The sequence below is a fragment of the Streptomyces sp. NRRL S-1813 genome, from assembly GCF_000719605.1.
Classification (GTDB): Bacteria; Actinomycetota; Actinomycetes; order Streptomycetales; family Streptomycetaceae; genus Streptomyces; species Streptomyces decoyicus.
Genome location: NZ_JOHB01000004.1, coordinates 103,839 through 119,411 on the forward strand (window position 1 = coordinate 103,839; position 15,573 = coordinate 119,411).

Here is a 15,573-nt window from a genome sequence, read left to right on the forward strand (position 1 = left end):
ACCGAACGTTCCCGGAGGTGTCGGCCCATGCGCCGCGTTCGATTCCACACCTATGGCGGCCCCGAGGTCCTGCGCAGGGAGGAGGCCGAGGCGCCGGTGCCCGGCCCCGGTGAACTGCTGGTGCGTACGGAGGCGATCGGCGTCACGCTGCCGTGCGTACGGCGGGTGCGCGGCGACGGCAAGGGCGGCGGCGATCCGCTGCCCGCGATGCCCGGCGGCGAGATCGCCGGTACGGTCGTCGGGCTCGGCCCCGACGTCACCGGCTTCGCCCTCGGCGACCGCATCACCTCGCTCACGCTCACCGGCTCCTACGCCGAACTCGCCCTCGCGCCCGTCTTCCTGGCGAGCCGGATACCGGACGGCGCAAGCGCGGTGCAGGCGGTGGCGCTGGTGCGCAGCGGGCAGGTGGCGCTCGCCGCGCTCAGCACCGCGGCACCACAGGGCGCCGAGTCCGTACTGATCACCGGCGCGGCGAGCGGCACCGGCCATCTCGCCGTCCAACTCGCCAAGCTCCAGGGGGTGCCACGGGTGGTGGCCGCCGTCAGCTCGGCCGCCAAGGCGGACTTCCTGTACGGGCTGGGGGCCGACGAGGTGGTGGTCTATGACCAGGAGTCCTGGGGCGAGCCGGCCGACATCGTCCTGGACGGCGTCGGCGGCGCGCTGCTGCCGCGCGCACTGGCCGCGCTGGCTCCCGGCGGCCGGCTGATCTTCTTCAACTCCGGTGGCGGGACGGTCCCGGCGTACGAGCTGCTGGCGGGCGCCAAGACCATCACGGGGCTGACGATGCGCCGCTTCTCCACCGTCCACCGGGAGCGGTACGAGCAGCACCGGGCACAGCTGTGGGAACTGGCCGGATCGGGCCGACTGCGGGCCGCGGTCCATGCCGAACTGCCCCTGGACGAGGCCGCGAAGGCGCACGAGATCATCGAGACCAGGGCCAACCTCGGCAAGGTGGTCCTGCGACCGTAAGACATGCCAGTCGCAGACGGCACCTGCGGAGCACCCGGCACAACGGTCACCCCCGGCCCTCGTACCGCACCGGGCGCACCCGGCGCAGTGCCTGCGGGCCGGGAGAGTGAATTACGGCCGCGGCACGGAGAACCGGCGCACGCTCCTTGTCGCGGTCGGCACGCGGCAGTAGCTTCCGTCGCGATGCACATAGGACGTGGGATGTCCTGATGACCCGACGCCGATGCCTCGAAGGGCAGGCCGGACCATGACGTCAGTTCTCCGCGCACACCCCAGCCACCGCAGCAGACCCCGGCGCCCGCGCGCCGCCGCCCTGCTCGCCGCACTGACCGCCACCGCCCTCGCCCTCCTGCCGACCGCCCCCGCACAGGCCGCGCCTGACGGGGCGCCGGGTACGCGTACCACTGCCGCGGCCCCGGCCCCGGCCCCGGCCCCGGCCGGCGGATTCGACCAGCAGGTCCTCTTCAAGGCGTCCCAGGAACACGGCTACTTCTGCTTCCGTATACCGGCCGTGGTGAAGTCCGCGCAGAACACCCTCCTCGCGTTCGCCGAGGGCCGGCGGCACGACTGCGGTGACGCGGGCGATATCGACCTCGTCCTCAAGCGTTCCACCGACGGCGGCCGGACCTGGGGCCCGCTCCAGGTCATCAACCGCGGCAACGGCGACACCCACGGCAACCCGGCGCCCATCGTGGACCGCCGTACCGGCCGGATCGTGCTCGCCGAGACCTACAACAAGGGCCGCGCCGACGGCCTCAGCTGCGATGTCCCCTGCGACCGCACCCCGCACCTCCAGTACAGCGACGACGACGGCGCCACCTGGTCCACACCCCGGGACCTGACCACAAGCATCCGTCCCCCGCAGTGGAACTCCTGGTACGCCACCGGGCCCGTACACGGCATCCAGCTCACCCGCGGCCGGCATGCCGGCCGACTGGTCTTCGGCATCAACTCCGAGAGCTACGCGGCCAACCGGGTCACCGCCAACCACGCCGCCCTGGTCCACAGCGACGACGGCGGCGCCACCTGGAAGGTCGGCGCGCTGGACTCCTGGCCCGTTGCCGCCGAGGGCACGTTCCGTCAAAAGCCCTCGGAGATGGCGCTCCTGGAACGCTCCGACGGGTCCGTCTACGTCAACGGACGGGAACAGGACGGCACCGACCTGGGCCATCGCACCGTGGCGGTCAGCCGGGACGGGGGCGACTCCTTCGCCGCGCCGTTCCGCGCCCTTCCCGACCTCTACGCCCCGATGGTGCAGGGATCGGCGCTGCGCCTGACGCACCCGCACGGCGGCCGCAGCCGCACCCTGTTCGCGGCGCCCGCCGACCCCGACCGGCGCCGGACCATGACCATCCGCTCCTCCTGGGACGAGGGCCGCACCTGGGAGGGCGTCGACCGCGGCGCCCGGGTCACCACCGACTGGTCCGGCTACTCGGACCTGGTGGCGCTCTCCGGCGACGTCACCGGCCTGATGTACGAGGGCGGTGCGGTCGACGCCCGGGACGAGATCCGCTTCGCCCGCTTCACCGAGGACTGGCTCGGCCCGCGCCGCGGCCCGGACCCCACGACCCGCGACGCCGCACCGGGCGCCCGGCCGGCCCTCGTGCTGGGCGGCGCCCGGACCACCGAAGGACGCTTCGGCCGGGCGCTCTCCTTCGACGGCACGGACGACGCGGTGCGCCTCCCCTACCGGGGCTCCCTCCCCCTGGGCACCCACGACTTCACGTGCAGCCTGTGGTTCCGCTATGACGCCGCCACGGGCGAACAGCCACTGCTGTGGATGGGCGGGGTGGGCGCCAGGTCACCGCAGGTGGCGGTGGAGGGCGACCCCGGCCACGGCCGGATCACCGCCCGCCTCACCGCCGTCGACGGCGCCACCCCGGCCACCTCGGCCCAAGCCGTGACCCACGAGGCGTACAACGACGGCAGCTGGCACCATCTGGCGCTGCGCCGCACCGGCGGCCGGCTGCTGCTCACCGTGGACGGCGGGGAGACCACCGTCGTCCCCGATGTCCCGGGGTCGGTCAGCCGCGGCTCGGTCTTCGGCGTGCACCTGGGCCAGAGACCCGACAGCCGCGCCCAGTTCACCGGCGCGCTGGACGAGGTACGCGTCTACCGGCGGGCCCTGAGCGACGCCGAGCTGTCCGGCGTACGCAGCGCCAACACCCCGGCGAACGGCCCGCTGGTGCTGGGGCTGTCGCTGGACCGGGTGCGTGGCGGCGCGAAGAACTGAGCAAGCCGGTCCGCGAAGCCACGGCCTGCCCGGACGCCACCGCGCCGGGCAGGCCTCACCCCCGCGCTCCGCTCACCACCACATCGGCCGCGGCCTCCGCCTCGCCCCTGCTTCCCGCCCCGCTGCCCGTCGCCGCCGGCTCCGCTGCCGCGAACCGCTTGGCCAGGACCGCGCACACCATCAACTGCATCTGATGGAACAGCATCAGCGGCAGCACCATCAGCCCGGCCTGCGCACCGAAGAGCACGCTGGCCATCGGCAGGCCGGCCGCCAGGCTCTTCTTGGAGCCGGCGAAGGTGATCGCGATCCGGTCCGCACGGGGGAAGCCGAGCCGCTTCGCGCCGTACGAGGTGACGGTCAGCATCACCGCGAGCAGCACGGCCTCCACCCCCAGCAGGCACAGCAGCCGCAGGGTGGAGACCTGGTGCCAGATGCCCTGGACCATGCCGGCGCTGAAGGCGGTGTAGACGACGAGCAGTATCGAGCCGCGGTCCACATAGCCGAGGACCTTCTTGTGGCGGAGGAGAAACCCGCTGATCCACCGCCGCAACAGCTGCCCGGCCACGAACGGCAACAGCAGCTGGCCGACGATCGACAGCAGCGAATCGGCCGAGAAGCCACCGCCGTCCCCGTGCAGGACGAGTCCCGCCAGCAGCGGCGTGACGACGATGCCGACGAGGCTGGAGAACGAGCCCGCACAGATCGCCGCCGCGACATTGCCGCGGGCGACGGAGGTGAAGGCGATCGAGGACTGGACCGTCGACGGCACCAGGCACAGGAACAGCAGCCCCGTGCAGAGCGCGGGTGTCAGGACGGAGGGGACCAGTCCGCGGGCGGCCAGGCCGAGCACCGGGAAGAGGACGAAGGTGCAGGCCAGGACGGTGAGATGGAGCCGCCAGTGGCGGAGTCCGGCCATCGCCTCGCGGGTGGAGAGCCGGGCGCCGTAGAGGAAGAAGAGCAGCGCGACGGCGCCGGTCGAGGTCCCCTCGGCGACGGTGGCGGCCGGTCCGCGGGCGGGCAGCAGTGCGGCCAGGGCGACCGTGCCCACCAGCGCCAGGATGTACCCGTCCACGGGCAGCCAGGAGGGGAGTTTGGGCACAGGGCGGCGCATGGTCTCTCTTCGGTCGTTCGGCGGATCGTGGGCGGGGGCATGGCCGGGGCCCACTCCAGGGTGCCGTGGACTGCGGACATCAGGAACCCCTCTTACCGTGGTCACTGTTATTACGCTTCGCGATGAGCCACCCGGCACGATGGGCCTCCCGCTGCGCGAGGCCGCGGAGGCGGACGGCATACGCGGACGCAGATGCAGGCGCAGGCGCAGACAACGGACGCGGACGGCAGAGCGGACGGCAGACATGGAGGCCCCGTGTTCGAACCCGCGCAGTTGCGCACCTTTCTCGCCGTGGCACAGACGCTGAGCTTCACCCAGGCCGCGCACCGGCTCGGGCTGCGGCAGTCGACCGTGAGCCAGCACGTACGGAAGCTGGAGGAGGCCGCCGGACGCAGACTGTTCGCCCGGGACACCCATGCCGTGGAGCTGACCGAGGACGGCGAGGCGATGCTCGGCTTCGCCCGCACGATCCTGGAGGCGAACGAGCGGGCCGCGAGCTTCTTCGCGGGAACCCGGCTGCGCGGCAGGCTCCGCTTCGGCGCCTCCGAGGACTTTGTGCTGACCCGGATGCCGGAGGTCCTCGAAGGGTTCCGGCGGGACCACCCCGAGGTCGACCTGGAGCTGACCGTCGAGCTGTCGGGGACCCTGCACGAGCTGCTGGCGGCCGGGCGGCTCGATCTCGTCCTTGCCAAGCGGCGCCCCGAGGAGTCACGCGGACGGCTGGTGTGGCGCGACCGGCTGGTGTGGGTGGGCGCCGAGCGGCTGCGCCTCGATCCGCAGCGCCCGGTCCCGCTGGTCGTCTACCCGCCGCCCGCGCTGACCCGCGCCCGGGCGCTGGAGGCGCTGGAGCGCGCGGGCCGGGAATGGCGGATCGCCTGCACCAGCGGAAGCCTCAACGGACTGATCGCCGCAACTCGGGCAGGACTGGGCGTTATGGCGCATACGAAGGGCATGATCCCGCCAGGTCTGGTCGCTATTCCGCCACGTGCCGGGCTGCCGGAACTCGGCGGAGTGGACTTCGTTCTTCTGTACGGGCAGCGCGACCGCGCGGCGCGGGGCCCGGCGGAGGCGCTCGCGGACGCGATCCTGGCGGGCGGCGACCGGCTCCAGCTCCCTTAGGGCCTGTCGTCTGGATCAGGCCGGATCAGGGAACGGGGTCTGGTGCGTGCAGCTGCAAGGCGGAGGAGGGAGTCGACGCGGAGCGTCGGGGAGTGACGACAACGCCGCAGATGTGCGTGCCAGACCCCGCGAGCCCGGCCTGATCCAGACGACAGGCCCTAGCCCTGGTCTGCGGAGAAGCCCCGGTCACGGGGCTCCGCGCCGGACGACCGGCTGAATTGATGTCAGGTGCAGAGATTTGGTGCAGATATGGTCCCGGCGTCGTGATCGTCCGGCGTTGAACCGGTCGGATCATGTCCAGGCTTCTCCGAAGTAACCCGATTTCGACGGTTGGCCAGATCCCATGCCGCCGGATTCACGACGTGGTACGGCTCTGCCGGATCCCGTCACGTTGGGGTACGGTCGCGGCCTTGTGAGCAACACCACGAGGAGCTGGGTCATTGCGCGAGTTCACCGTCCCGCCTTTGGCGACCGCGCCCCGGGTCGGCGGTCTGGCGGATGTCGTCTACGAGTACGCCGAAGCCGATCCCGGACGCGTCGCGCTGGCGCGTAAGGACGACGAGGGAAACTGGCAGAACGTCACCGCCGGACAATTCCGGGACGAGGTCCTCGCACTGGCCAAGGGTCTGCTCGCGCAGGGCGTCCGGTTCGGTGACCGGATCGGCATCATGTCCCGTACCCGCTACGAGTGGACCGTGTTCGACTTCGCGCTGTGGTCGATCGGCGTCCAGTCCGTCCCGCTGTATCCGACGTCATCGGCGGAGCAGGTCTTCTGGATGCTGCACAACGCGGGCGTCTCGGCCTGCCTGGTCGAGCACGAGGACCATGCGATGACCATCGGCTCGGTCATCGACCGGCTCCCCCATCTGCGCAAGCTGTGGCAGCTGGACGCCGACCCGGTGGCCGAACTGACCGCGGCCGGCGCACATATCGACGACGACGTGGTGCACCGGCACCGCATGGCCGTCACCCCGGACGCCACCGCGACGATCATCTACACCTCCGGCACCACCGGCCGTCCCAAGGGCTGTGTGATCACCCACGCCAACTTCGTGGCCGAGTCCGACAACATGGTGCTCCGCTACGAGAGGGTCTTCCACTCCAAGCCGGGCGACGAAGCGTCCACCCTGCTCTTCCTGCCGCTGGCGCACGTCTTCGGCCGGATGGTGCAGGTCGCCGCGATCCGCGGCCGGGTCAAGCTGGCCCACCAGCCCGAGCTGGCGGCCCGTGCGCTCCTGCCCGACCTCCAGACCTTCCAGCCGACCTTCATCCTCGCGGTGCCGTACATCTTCGAGAAGGTCTTCGCCGCGGCCCGGCGCCGGGCGGAGGCGGAGGGCAAAGCCGGACCGTTCGACAAGGCCGTCGAGATCGCGGTCCGCTACGCCGAGGCGCAGGAGCACAAGGCCTTCGGCACCGGCTCCGGCCCGAGCGCCGCGCTGCGGATGCAGCATCAGTTCTTCGACAAGGTCGTCTACAGCAAGGTCCGGGCCGCGATGGGCGGCCGGGTGCGGCATGCGATGTCCGGCGGTTCTGCGATGGAGCGCCGCCTCGGGCTGTTCTTCGCCGGCGCCGGCGTACGGATCTTCGAGGGCTACGGCCTGACGGAGAGCACCGCGGCCGCCACCGCCAACCCGCCCGAGCGGACCCGCTTCGGCACCGTCGGCACCCCCGTCCCCGGCACCACCGTGCACATCGCGGAGGACGGTGAGATCTGGCTGTACGGCGGGCAGATCTTCCACGGCTACCACAACGACCCCAAGGCGACCGATGCCGTGCTGCACGACGGCTGGTTCTCCACCGGTGACCTGGGCGCGCTGGACGAGGACGGCTATCTGACGATCACCGGCCGCAAGAAGGAAATCCTGGTCACCTCCGGTGGCAAGACGGTCTCGCCGGTGGGCCTGGAGGAGCGGGTGCGGGCGCATCCGCTGGTTGCCCAGTGCATCGTCGTCGGCAACGACCGGCCGTTCATCGCAGCGCTGGTGACCCTGGACCCGGAGGCGGTCGCGCACTGGCTGACCATGCGGGAGAAGCCGGAGATGCCGCCGACCGACCTGGTGCGCGACCCTGATCTGGAGACCGAGATCCGGCGCGCCGTGGTCGCCGCCAACACGCTGGTCTCGCAGGCCGAGTCGATCCGTACGTTCCGGATACTGGCCAACCAGTTCAGCGAGGAGCACGGACTGCTGACACCGTCGCTGAAGCTCAAGCGCAAGGCGATCGAGACGGCGTACGAGGTCGAGGTGGACGCGCTGTACCAGGCGTGACGGACGGGGCGGCCGCCAGATGCGGCCGACCGGCCCGGCCTCACCTCGGCCCGCGCCCCCCGTCCGGCGCCCCGCACTCCCCCGTATGGCGGACCGGGATCGCCCATGGGTCGGATGTCCGCCGCGCCGGGGCCGATGAGGCTGCTGTCATGAACAGTCGCCGCCTCGCTCTCCTCGGCCGGATCGCGGTCGTCGCCTGCCTTCCCTATCTCGCCCTCAAGCTGCTGTGGGTGCTGGGCTTCGACATCGGCGTCCTCGACGCTCCGCGCGTCAGCCGCGCCACCTGGGTCGCGGGCAATGCCTTCACCTTCCTCCTCGACGCCGTCGCCGCCGTGGTGGCTCACACCCTCACCCGGCCGGCCGGCCGCCGCGCCCCGGCCTGGCTGCTGGCCTTCCCGCTGTGGATGGCCTCCGGACTGCTCTTCCCGCTGCTGACGGGGCTCGTCGGCGGCAGTCTCACCGGCCTGGTCACGGGCGCCCGCAACCCGCTGGCCGCCGGTGACTTCCTCGCGCCGTGGGTCTTCGGCGTCGTCTACGGCGGCTTTCTCATCGAGGCCGTCACCCTGCTCGGCGCCTTCACCGTGTATGCGCACCAGCGCTGGGGCGGTCTGCTGCGCCGTCCGCTGCACGCCCTCCCCGGCACCGGCAGCCGGGCGGTGCAGCGGATCTTCCTGCTGCCCGCGGCCGTACTGCTCGCGGCGCTGGGCACCGTCCGCATCCTGTGGGGCACGGGCTCGACGCTCGGCGTGGCCGCCACCGATGCGGACAGCCGCAACCTCCTCACCGCCGCCGCGGACTGGTCCCAGGGCCTGTACTCGGTCGCCGGCGCCGCCGGGCTGCTGCTCCTGGCCCTGCCGGGCCTGCTGCCCCGGCTCCGGGTCCGTACGGCGCTGGCCCTGGCCTGGTCCGGCAGTGGCGCGGCCTTCGCCTGCGGGGGCTGCCTGTGGCTCGGACAGGCGGTGGCCGACGGCCTCTCCCCCGGTGCCTCCGCGGTCCCCGACGGCCTCCCGGGTCTGCTGGGCGCCCTGGAGCTGTGCACCGGGCTCGTGGTGCTCTGCGCCGGTGCGTTCACCCTCTGCGAACTCACCGCCGCGGCCCGCCCCGCGCCCCCGGCGGCGCACGGCCACCCGGCCCCGCCCATGGAGCGCGCACAAGAACACTCCGCTTTCTCCGCATCGCGTCGGCACACGCGGGAATGCGCGACTCCGGATGATCGTTGACATCCGTGAACGAGAAAGCCGACGTAAGGATCGATTCCCCCGTGAGCAAGGTTCCGTCCATCACGCTCAACAACGGCGTTGCGATGCCGCAGCTCGGCTTCGGCGTCTGGCAGGTCGAGGACGACCAGGCATCCACCGCCGTCGGTCGTGCCCTGGACGCCGGGTACCGCAGCATCGACACCGCGGCGATCTACGGCAACGAAGAGGGCACGGGCAAGGCGCTCGCCGCTTCCGGCATCCGCCGTGACGAACTGTTCGTCACGACCAAGCTCTGGAATGCCGAGCAGGGCTACGACTCCACGCTGCGCGCCTTCGACACCTCCCTCACCAAGCTCGGCCTGGAGTACGTGGATCTCTACCTGATCCACTGGCCGCTCCCGTCGAAGGACCTGTACGTCGAGACGTACAAGGCCTTCGAGAAGATCCACGCGGAGGGCCGCGCCAAGGCCATCGGCGTCTCGAACTTCCTCCCGGAGCACCTGGAGCGGCTGCTGGGCGAGACGTCCGTCGTCCCGGCCGTCAACCAGATCGAGCTGCACCCGCAGCTCCAGCAGGCCGAGTCCCGCGCCTTCCACGCCCGGCACAACATCGTGACCGAGGCCTGGTCGCCGCTCGGCCAGGGCAAGGGCCTCCTGGAGGACGCGACGATCGCCGCGCTGGCCACCAAGCACGGCAAGACCCCCGCCCAGGTGGTGCTGCGCTGGCACCTCCAGCTCGGCAATGTCGTGATCCCGAAGTCCGTCACCCCCTCGCGCATCGCCGAGAACATCGACGTCTTCGACTTCGAGCTGGACGACGACGACCTCGCCGCCCTCGCCGGCCTGGACACCGGCAACCGCCTCGGCCCGGACCCGGCCACCTTCGACGTGGCCTGACCGACGCTCGGTGACGGCGCCGCCCGGCTCGTCCGGGCGGCGCCGCCGCGTACCCGAGTGGCGGGCCGGGCGGACGCCAGGAAGTGTGGAGGGTGAGTGTGGGGTGGCTCCGGCGGCGTGCCGACAGGGGCCGGTACCCCTCCGCCCTGCTCCTCCCCCGTGCCCACGGCATGGGAGGTGCCCCCAGCGAGGAGGCCACAATGCCTGAAGTCACCTCTCCCTACCAGCCCGGAACGCCCTGCTGGATCGATCTCGCGGCCCCTGACCAGCAGGCCGCCATCGACTTCTACTCCGACGTCTTCGGGTGGACCGGAGAGATCGGGCCCCCGGAGAACGGCGGCTACGCCGTCTGCATGCTGAACGGCAAACCGGTGGCCGGCATCATGGCCGCCGTCCCGATGGGCGGCCAGCCCGCGCCGCCGACCGTGTGGACCACCTATCTGGCCGCCGCCGACGCGGACGCCACCTCCGAAGCGGTGACCAAGGGTGGCGGCACGCTGTTGATGCCCGTCATGGACGTGATGACGCTCGGCCGGATGAGCATCGCGGCCGACCCCACCGGAGCGGTGTTCGGTATCTGGCAGGCCATCGACTTCCCCGGAGCCGGCACCGTCAACGAGTCCGGCGCCCTCGTCTGGAACGAGCTCAACACCACTGACCCGTCCGCCGCCGCCACGTTCTACAAGGCGGCCTTCGGCATCGAGAGCGCCCCCATGGAAGGCGCCGAGAACTACTACGCCCTCACGGTGAACGACCGGCCGGTGGGCGGCATGCAGCCGATGTCCGAACAGATGCCGACCGACACTCCCTCGCACTGGCTGGTGTACGTCGCCGTGGCGGACACCGATGCCACCGTCGCCAAGGTGACCGCGGCCGGCGGCGCGGCGCTCCAGCAGCCCTTCGACATGGTCGCCGGACGGATGGCCGTGGTGACCGACCCGCAGGGCGCGACCTTCGCCGTGATCAACCCGAAGCCGATGGATCAGGGCTGATCCGGGGAGCCAGGGCCTGATGTGACGTCATGGGCGGCGCCGCGGCCCGCCGCCCGGCGTCCTGCCCGGCCGGTGACCGCCGGGCCGTGGGCTACTGGGCGCGGGCCGTGTGCACGGTCTGCGCGGACAGCACGAAGGTGTCGGGGCGGCGGGTGATACCGGCGGCGTCATCGGGGTCGGTGAGGCGGGCCAGGGTGGTGAAGTCGTCCTCGTCGAGGCGGTCGCCGTACAGGTCGAGACCGCGGGTCAGGGTTTCCTGGACGTAGGCCCGCGCCTCGGCGGACAGCGGGGCCGGCAGGTCCAGCAGGAAGCTGCGGGAGCACGGGGTGCACAGGCCCGCGTCGGCGAGCAGGGCGGGCCAGTCCTCGATCTCGTCGGCCGCGTCGGGCAGCGCCGTACGCATCTCGGTGAACCACTCCTCGCCGGCCGCGTCGAGCCGGGCCTGGAGCCCCGGGCGGCCGATGCCGATGTCGCGCGGCAGGTAGCGGGCGGAAAGGCCGCCCTCGGCGACGGCGAGCAGCCCGCCGGGCCGCAGATGACCGGCGAGGGCGGCGACCGCGGCACGCTGGTCCCCGACATGGTGCAGGGCCTTGCTCGACCAGATGAGGTCGGCGCCGCCCAGGGCGTCGAGCCCGTCAGGGAGTTCGGCGAGGTGGGTGTGGACCCGGTCCCCGAGCCCGAGGCGGCCGGCCCGGCCCCGCGCCCGCTCCAGGAGCGCCTCGTTCGCATCCACCGCGACCACTTCGGCGGCCGGGAAGGCACGGGCCAGCAGACAGCTGACGACGCCCGGCCCGCTGCCGATGTCGAGCACCCGGCGCACCCCGTCGGAGCCGGCGCCGCCTTGTGCCATGAGCAGTTCACCCAGCCAGACCGCGGCCTGCTCGTGGACCGGCGTGTGCAGCTCGGCGCCCTGTTCGAGAACCGGGCCGAACACCTCCCAGTCGATGTGCGCACTGTCATGGGGGCCGTGGCCGTACCCGGGTGCGGGCCGTTCGTCGTTGCTCATGACACCGAGCCTGGGTGACGGGTCGCGCCGGTGCAATCCTCCTTGCCGTTGCGGTAACCCCAGGTTCCGGCGGAACAGGGCGTGACCGTAGGGTCTGGCTGTGGCTACTCCGGGATGGATGCCGCCGACGGACACCGAGCGGCGGCTGTACGAAGCGACGGCGCGTGGTGACTGGGACGGTCAGATCGCGGCGATCGCCGGTGAAGATCTGTATTTGGCGGCACCGCAACCGGGGCAGGACCCGCTGCCCGTCTACGACGACCCGACGGCGGGCGGCAAGTGCATCCCCGTCCTGACCCGCGGCATGCTGCCGCCCTGGCAGCCCCAGCAGTTCTTCGACCGGGTGTCGCTGGAGGAGCTGGCGCAGGACTGGCCGAACGACAAATGGCGTCTCGCGGTCAACCCCGGGACGCCGTGCGCCGCGTATCTGGCCGCGTCCCCCGCACACCGCGCCGCCTGGATGCAGCGGCGTGCCCAGGTCGGAGTGCGGCCCGGCGGACTGCTCGTCACCCACTTCGGCGGCCCGCTGCACGGACCCGTCGCCCAGGGGCTGGCATGCGGTGCGCCGATCGCGGTGCACCACAGCGTGCCGTGGAACGAACTCGGTACGGCCTTCCTCGACCACGCCGCGGACGCGCAGACGCTGCGCGAACAGTGGTCGGTGACCGACCCCGCCGGCTGGCAGCAGCGTCTGGACCAGCTGCTCGGCGGGCAGTTCGTACCGGCGGAGACGGAGAAGGCGCTGCGTGCGCGGGCCCGCGGCCGGAAGGCCGACGCCCCTGAGGACACAGAGGACGCGACGGGCACAACGGGCACGACGGGCCACGAGGAAACCGAGAAAGCGGCGGGCTCTGCCGACGCCGCGGACGCACCCGCCGTCCCCGAGCTCGTGACCAGGTACGAGGAGCGGTTCCGCACGGACGGGCTGCTGCCGGCGGACGGCCAGGTCGTGTCCCTCGCCGCACTGGACCACGCCCATGCCGTCAACCTCGTCCGCTGGGGCCTGGGCGCCCGGCTGTGCGCGCCGCAGCAGGCCGAACAGGCCGTGGCGCGGGCCGGTGCACAGGCCAGGGAGGTGTACGGCTCGTGGGAGGAGTTCGCCGCGGGCTATGCGCTGGGCCGGATGCTGGCGTTCGACAACGGCTGGTTCGGCCCGCAGTACGCGGAGGCCGCACATATCCACCGTGTCCTCACCCAGGACCCCTCCTCGCCGTGGCGCGGTCTGCCCTTCGCCTGAGGGTGCGCGCCCCGCGCGGGCGGCTCGCGAGGCGCGGGTTCGGTGTAGACGTAGGGCATGGACGTAGCGATCTGCCTGTTCAGCTCCGACCTCCGGCTGCACGATCAGCCGGTGCTGCACGCCGCGCTGCGCTCCGCGACGCAGGTGGTACCGCTGTTCGTCGTCGACACGGGGGTCGCCGACGCCGGGTTCATGGTGCCCAACCGGGCCGCGTTCCTGGCCGATGCGCTGGCCGATCTCGATGCGGGGCTGCGCGTTCGCGGCGGTCGGCTGGTCATCCGTACGGGGGACGTGGTCACCGAGACCTGCCGGGTGGTGGCGGAGACCGGAGCCGGCGAAGTGCATCTCGCGGCGGGGGTGAGCGGCTATGCACTGCGCAGGGAGCGGAGGCTGGGTGCGGAGCTGACGGCGGCGGGGCGTGCGCTGGTGGTGCATGACGCGGTGATCACGGCGGTGCCGCCCGGCGCGGTGCTGCCCTCCGGGCCGGGCAAGGACCACTTCGCGGTCTTCACCCCGTACTTCCGGCGCTGGCAGGCCGAGGGGCTGCGGTCGGTGCTGCCCGCGCCGCGGTCCGTACGGGTCCCGGCCGGGGTGCGGTCCGAGGACGTGCCGTCGGCACAGGTCCTGTGTCCGGACGGGAACCCCTCGCCCGCACTGCCGGCGGGCGGCGAACAGGCGGGCCGCCGCCGGTTCACGGCCTGGCAGCGCTCGGGCATGGCCGACTACCAGGACCGGCAGGACGATCTGCCGGGCGACGCCACCTCACGGCTGTCGCCCTTTCTGCACTTCGGCTGCCTCTCGCCGGTGGAGCTGGTGCAGAAGGCGTCGGCCCGCCCGGACCCCGGCGCCGAGGCGTTCGTACGGCAGCTGGCCTGGCGGGACTTCCATCATCAGGTGCTGGCGGCCCGGCCGGACGCGGCGAGCGCCGACTACCGCACCAAGGGCGACCGCTGGCGGTACGACGAGGCCGAGGTGACGGCATGGAAGGAAGGCCGCACCGGCTATCCGGTGGTCGACGCCGGGATGCGGCAGCTGCTGCACGAGGGGTGGCTGCACAACCGGGCCCGGATGCTGGTGGCGAGCTTTCTGACCAAGACGCTGTATGTGGACTGGCGGGCGGGGGCGCGGCACTTCCTGGATCTGCTGGTGGACGGCGATATGGCGAACAACCAGCTCAACTGGCAGTGGGTGGCCGGGACCGGCACCGACACCCGGCCCAACCGGGTGCTCAATCCGCTCGTCCAGGCCAAACGGTTCGACCCGCAGGGCGAGTACGTCCGGCGCTGGGTACCGGAGCTGGCCGCTCTCGCCGGCGGCGCGGTCCACCAGCCGTGGAAGCTGTCCGGGCCGGAGCGCGCGGCGTACGACTATCCGGATCCCGTGGTGAACCTGGCGGACGGGCTGCTGCGCTTCAAGCGGGCGCGCGGGCTGGAGTAGGCAGGGTCTCCGGACGGTCGCCGTGTCGTGGGCGGTCCCCGTGCCGGGAGATGATGCAGGACGGATCGATACGGAGAGGACGGATACGACATGGGCGGGAGCGGTATGCGCCGCGGACTGGACCGGACGCAGCTGGACCGCGCACTGGGGGCGGTGGGGCCGAGGAAGCAGGCCGCGCTGCCGACGTGGGCCCAGTGCCGCACCGCACTGCGTCATACACCGCTGTCGGTGTGGCACGACGATGTGACGGACTGGGCCGCGAGCCTGACGTACTACTCGGTGCTGGCGCTGCTGCCGTCGCTGATCGTCACGGTGTCGCTGATCGGTCTCGCCGATCCGGCGGCCACCGAGCAGCTCATCAACCAGATCAGTTCGATCGCCCCGGCCCAGTCGGGCCCGACCGTCCACCGGGCGCTGGTCGGCATGGCGCATCAGCGCACCGCGGCATGGGTGGTGCTGGGCGGCGCCCTGGTCAGTGCGCTGTGGTCGTCGTGCAGCTATCTGGCCGTGTTCCGCCGCGCCCTGCACGCCATGAACCGCACCAAGGACGACCGGCCGCCGTGGCGCAAGGCACCGCGCATTCTCATGACGGCCCTCCTGCTGATGGCGCTGCTGATCAGCAGTGCGGTGGCGCTGCTGGTGAGCGGGCCGATCGCCACCGCGCTGGGCCGCGCCATCGGGCTCGGCGAGGCGGGCGAGGCGACCTGGAACCTGCTGAAGTGGCCCCTGCTGCTCCTCCTGGCCACGGTTTTGGCGATGGTCCTGTTCCGCTCCGGACCGCCCAGTTCCCGCGGTGTGCGCAGAGCGGCTCCCGGCGGGGTGGTCGCCGTCCTCCTCTGGCTGGTCTCCTCCGCCGCCTTCGCGCTCTACACCTCGTACGTCGGCACCTTCAACCGGCTCTACGGGTCGCTCGCGGGGCCGGTGGTGTTCCTGATCTGGCTGTGGTTCTCCCATCTGTCGCTGCTGTCCGGCGCCCAGTTCAACGTGGAGCTGGCACGCGCCGGGCGGGTGGTGGTGCGACCACGCACGGGGAGCTGAGGCCGCCGCCGGGCGTACGCATTCCACAACCCGCTGCGTTCCACTGACTGCGGCCACAGCCCCCAGGTC

At 72.1% G+C, this 15,573-nt stretch carries 12 protein-coding genes; 10 read left to right on the forward strand and 2 right to left on the reverse strand.

The genetic code is table 11. The annotated features are described in order from the left end of the window. Positions 1–27 precede the first annotated feature (27 nt). Together IF67_RS0109135 and IF67_RS0109140 are read left to right on the forward strand one after the other, a co-directional pair. A complete protein-coding gene (locus IF67_RS0109135) occupies positions 28–969 on the forward strand; it encodes a quinone oxidoreductase family protein (RefSeq protein WP_030983936.1) in 942 nt (313 codons plus the stop codon). Positions 970–1,216: 247 nt separating this feature from the next. Beyond that, entirely contained in the window at positions 1,217–3,202 is a 1,986-nt protein-coding gene (locus IF67_RS0109140; protein ID WP_030983937.1) for a sialidase family protein, read from the forward strand. A gap of 55 nt (positions 3,203–3,257) precedes the next feature. Here the strand turns inward: IF67_RS0109140 and IF67_RS0109145 are convergent, their stop codons facing one another. Next, a complete protein-coding gene (locus IF67_RS0109145) occupies positions 3,258–4,313 on the reverse strand; it encodes a bile acid:sodium symporter family protein (RefSeq protein WP_030983938.1) in 1,056 nt (351 codons plus the stop codon). 255 nt (positions 4,314–4,568) lie between these two features. Between IF67_RS0109145 and IF67_RS0109150 the strand changes: the two genes are divergently transcribed. The 5 genes from IF67_RS0109150 (at position 4,569) to IF67_RS0109170 (ending at position 10,786) form a co-directional block, all read left to right on the forward strand. After that, on the forward strand, positions 4,569–5,432 hold the full coding sequence (locus IF67_RS0109150) for a LysR family transcriptional regulator (protein WP_030983939.1): 864 nt from the start codon (positions 4,569–4,571) through the stop codon (positions 5,430–5,432). Positions 5,433–5,872: 440 nt separating this feature from the next. Continuing rightward, entirely contained in the window at positions 5,873–7,699 is a 1,827-nt protein-coding gene (locus IF67_RS0109155; protein ID WP_030983941.1) for an AMP-dependent synthetase/ligase, read from the forward strand. A 149-nt stretch (positions 7,700–7,848) separates the two neighbouring features. Then, positions 7,849–8,919 carry a hypothetical protein gene (locus IF67_RS0109160; RefSeq protein WP_030983942.1) on the forward strand — a complete coding sequence of 357 codons (1,071 nt, stop codon included), beginning with the start codon at positions 7,849–7,851 and terminating at the stop codon, positions 8,917–8,919. Between the two features lie 41 nt (positions 8,920–8,960). Then, on the forward strand, positions 8,961–9,794 hold the full coding sequence (locus IF67_RS0109165) for an aldo/keto reductase (protein ID WP_030983944.1): 834 nt from the start codon (positions 8,961–8,963) through the stop codon (positions 9,792–9,794). Positions 9,795–9,994: 200 nt separating this feature from the next. Next, entirely contained in the window at positions 9,995–10,786 is a 792-nt protein-coding gene (locus IF67_RS0109170; RefSeq protein ID WP_030983947.1) for a VOC family protein, read from the forward strand. A 91-nt stretch (positions 10,787–10,877) separates the two neighbouring features. Here the strand turns inward: IF67_RS0109170 and IF67_RS0109175 are convergent, their stop codons facing one another. Continuing rightward, on the reverse strand, positions 10,878–11,792 hold the full coding sequence (locus IF67_RS0109175; RefSeq protein WP_030983949.1) for a class I SAM-dependent methyltransferase: 915 nt from the start codon (positions 11,790–11,792) through the stop codon (positions 10,878–10,880). Positions 11,793–11,892: 100 nt separating this feature from the next. Between IF67_RS0109175 and IF67_RS0109180 the strand changes: the two genes are divergently transcribed. The 3 genes from IF67_RS0109180 (at position 11,893) to IF67_RS0109190 (ending at position 15,504) form a co-directional block, all read left to right on the forward strand. Further along, positions 11,893–13,029, forward strand: coding sequence for a DUF1266 domain-containing protein (locus IF67_RS0109180; RefSeq protein ID WP_234341034.1), 1,137 nt, complete (start codon positions 11,893–11,895; stop codon positions 13,027–13,029). A 57-nt stretch (positions 13,030–13,086) separates the two neighbouring features. Further along, a complete protein-coding gene (locus IF67_RS0109185) occupies positions 13,087–14,466 on the forward strand; it encodes a cryptochrome/photolyase family protein (protein ID WP_030983953.1) in 1,380 nt (459 codons plus the stop codon). A gap of 90 nt (positions 14,467–14,556) precedes the next feature. Continuing rightward, complete coding sequence (locus IF67_RS0109190) at positions 14,557–15,504, forward strand: YihY/virulence factor BrkB family protein (protein ID WP_030983955.1); 948 nt, start codon at positions 14,557–14,559, stop codon at positions 15,502–15,504. Positions 15,505–15,573: the final 69 nt, after the last annotated feature.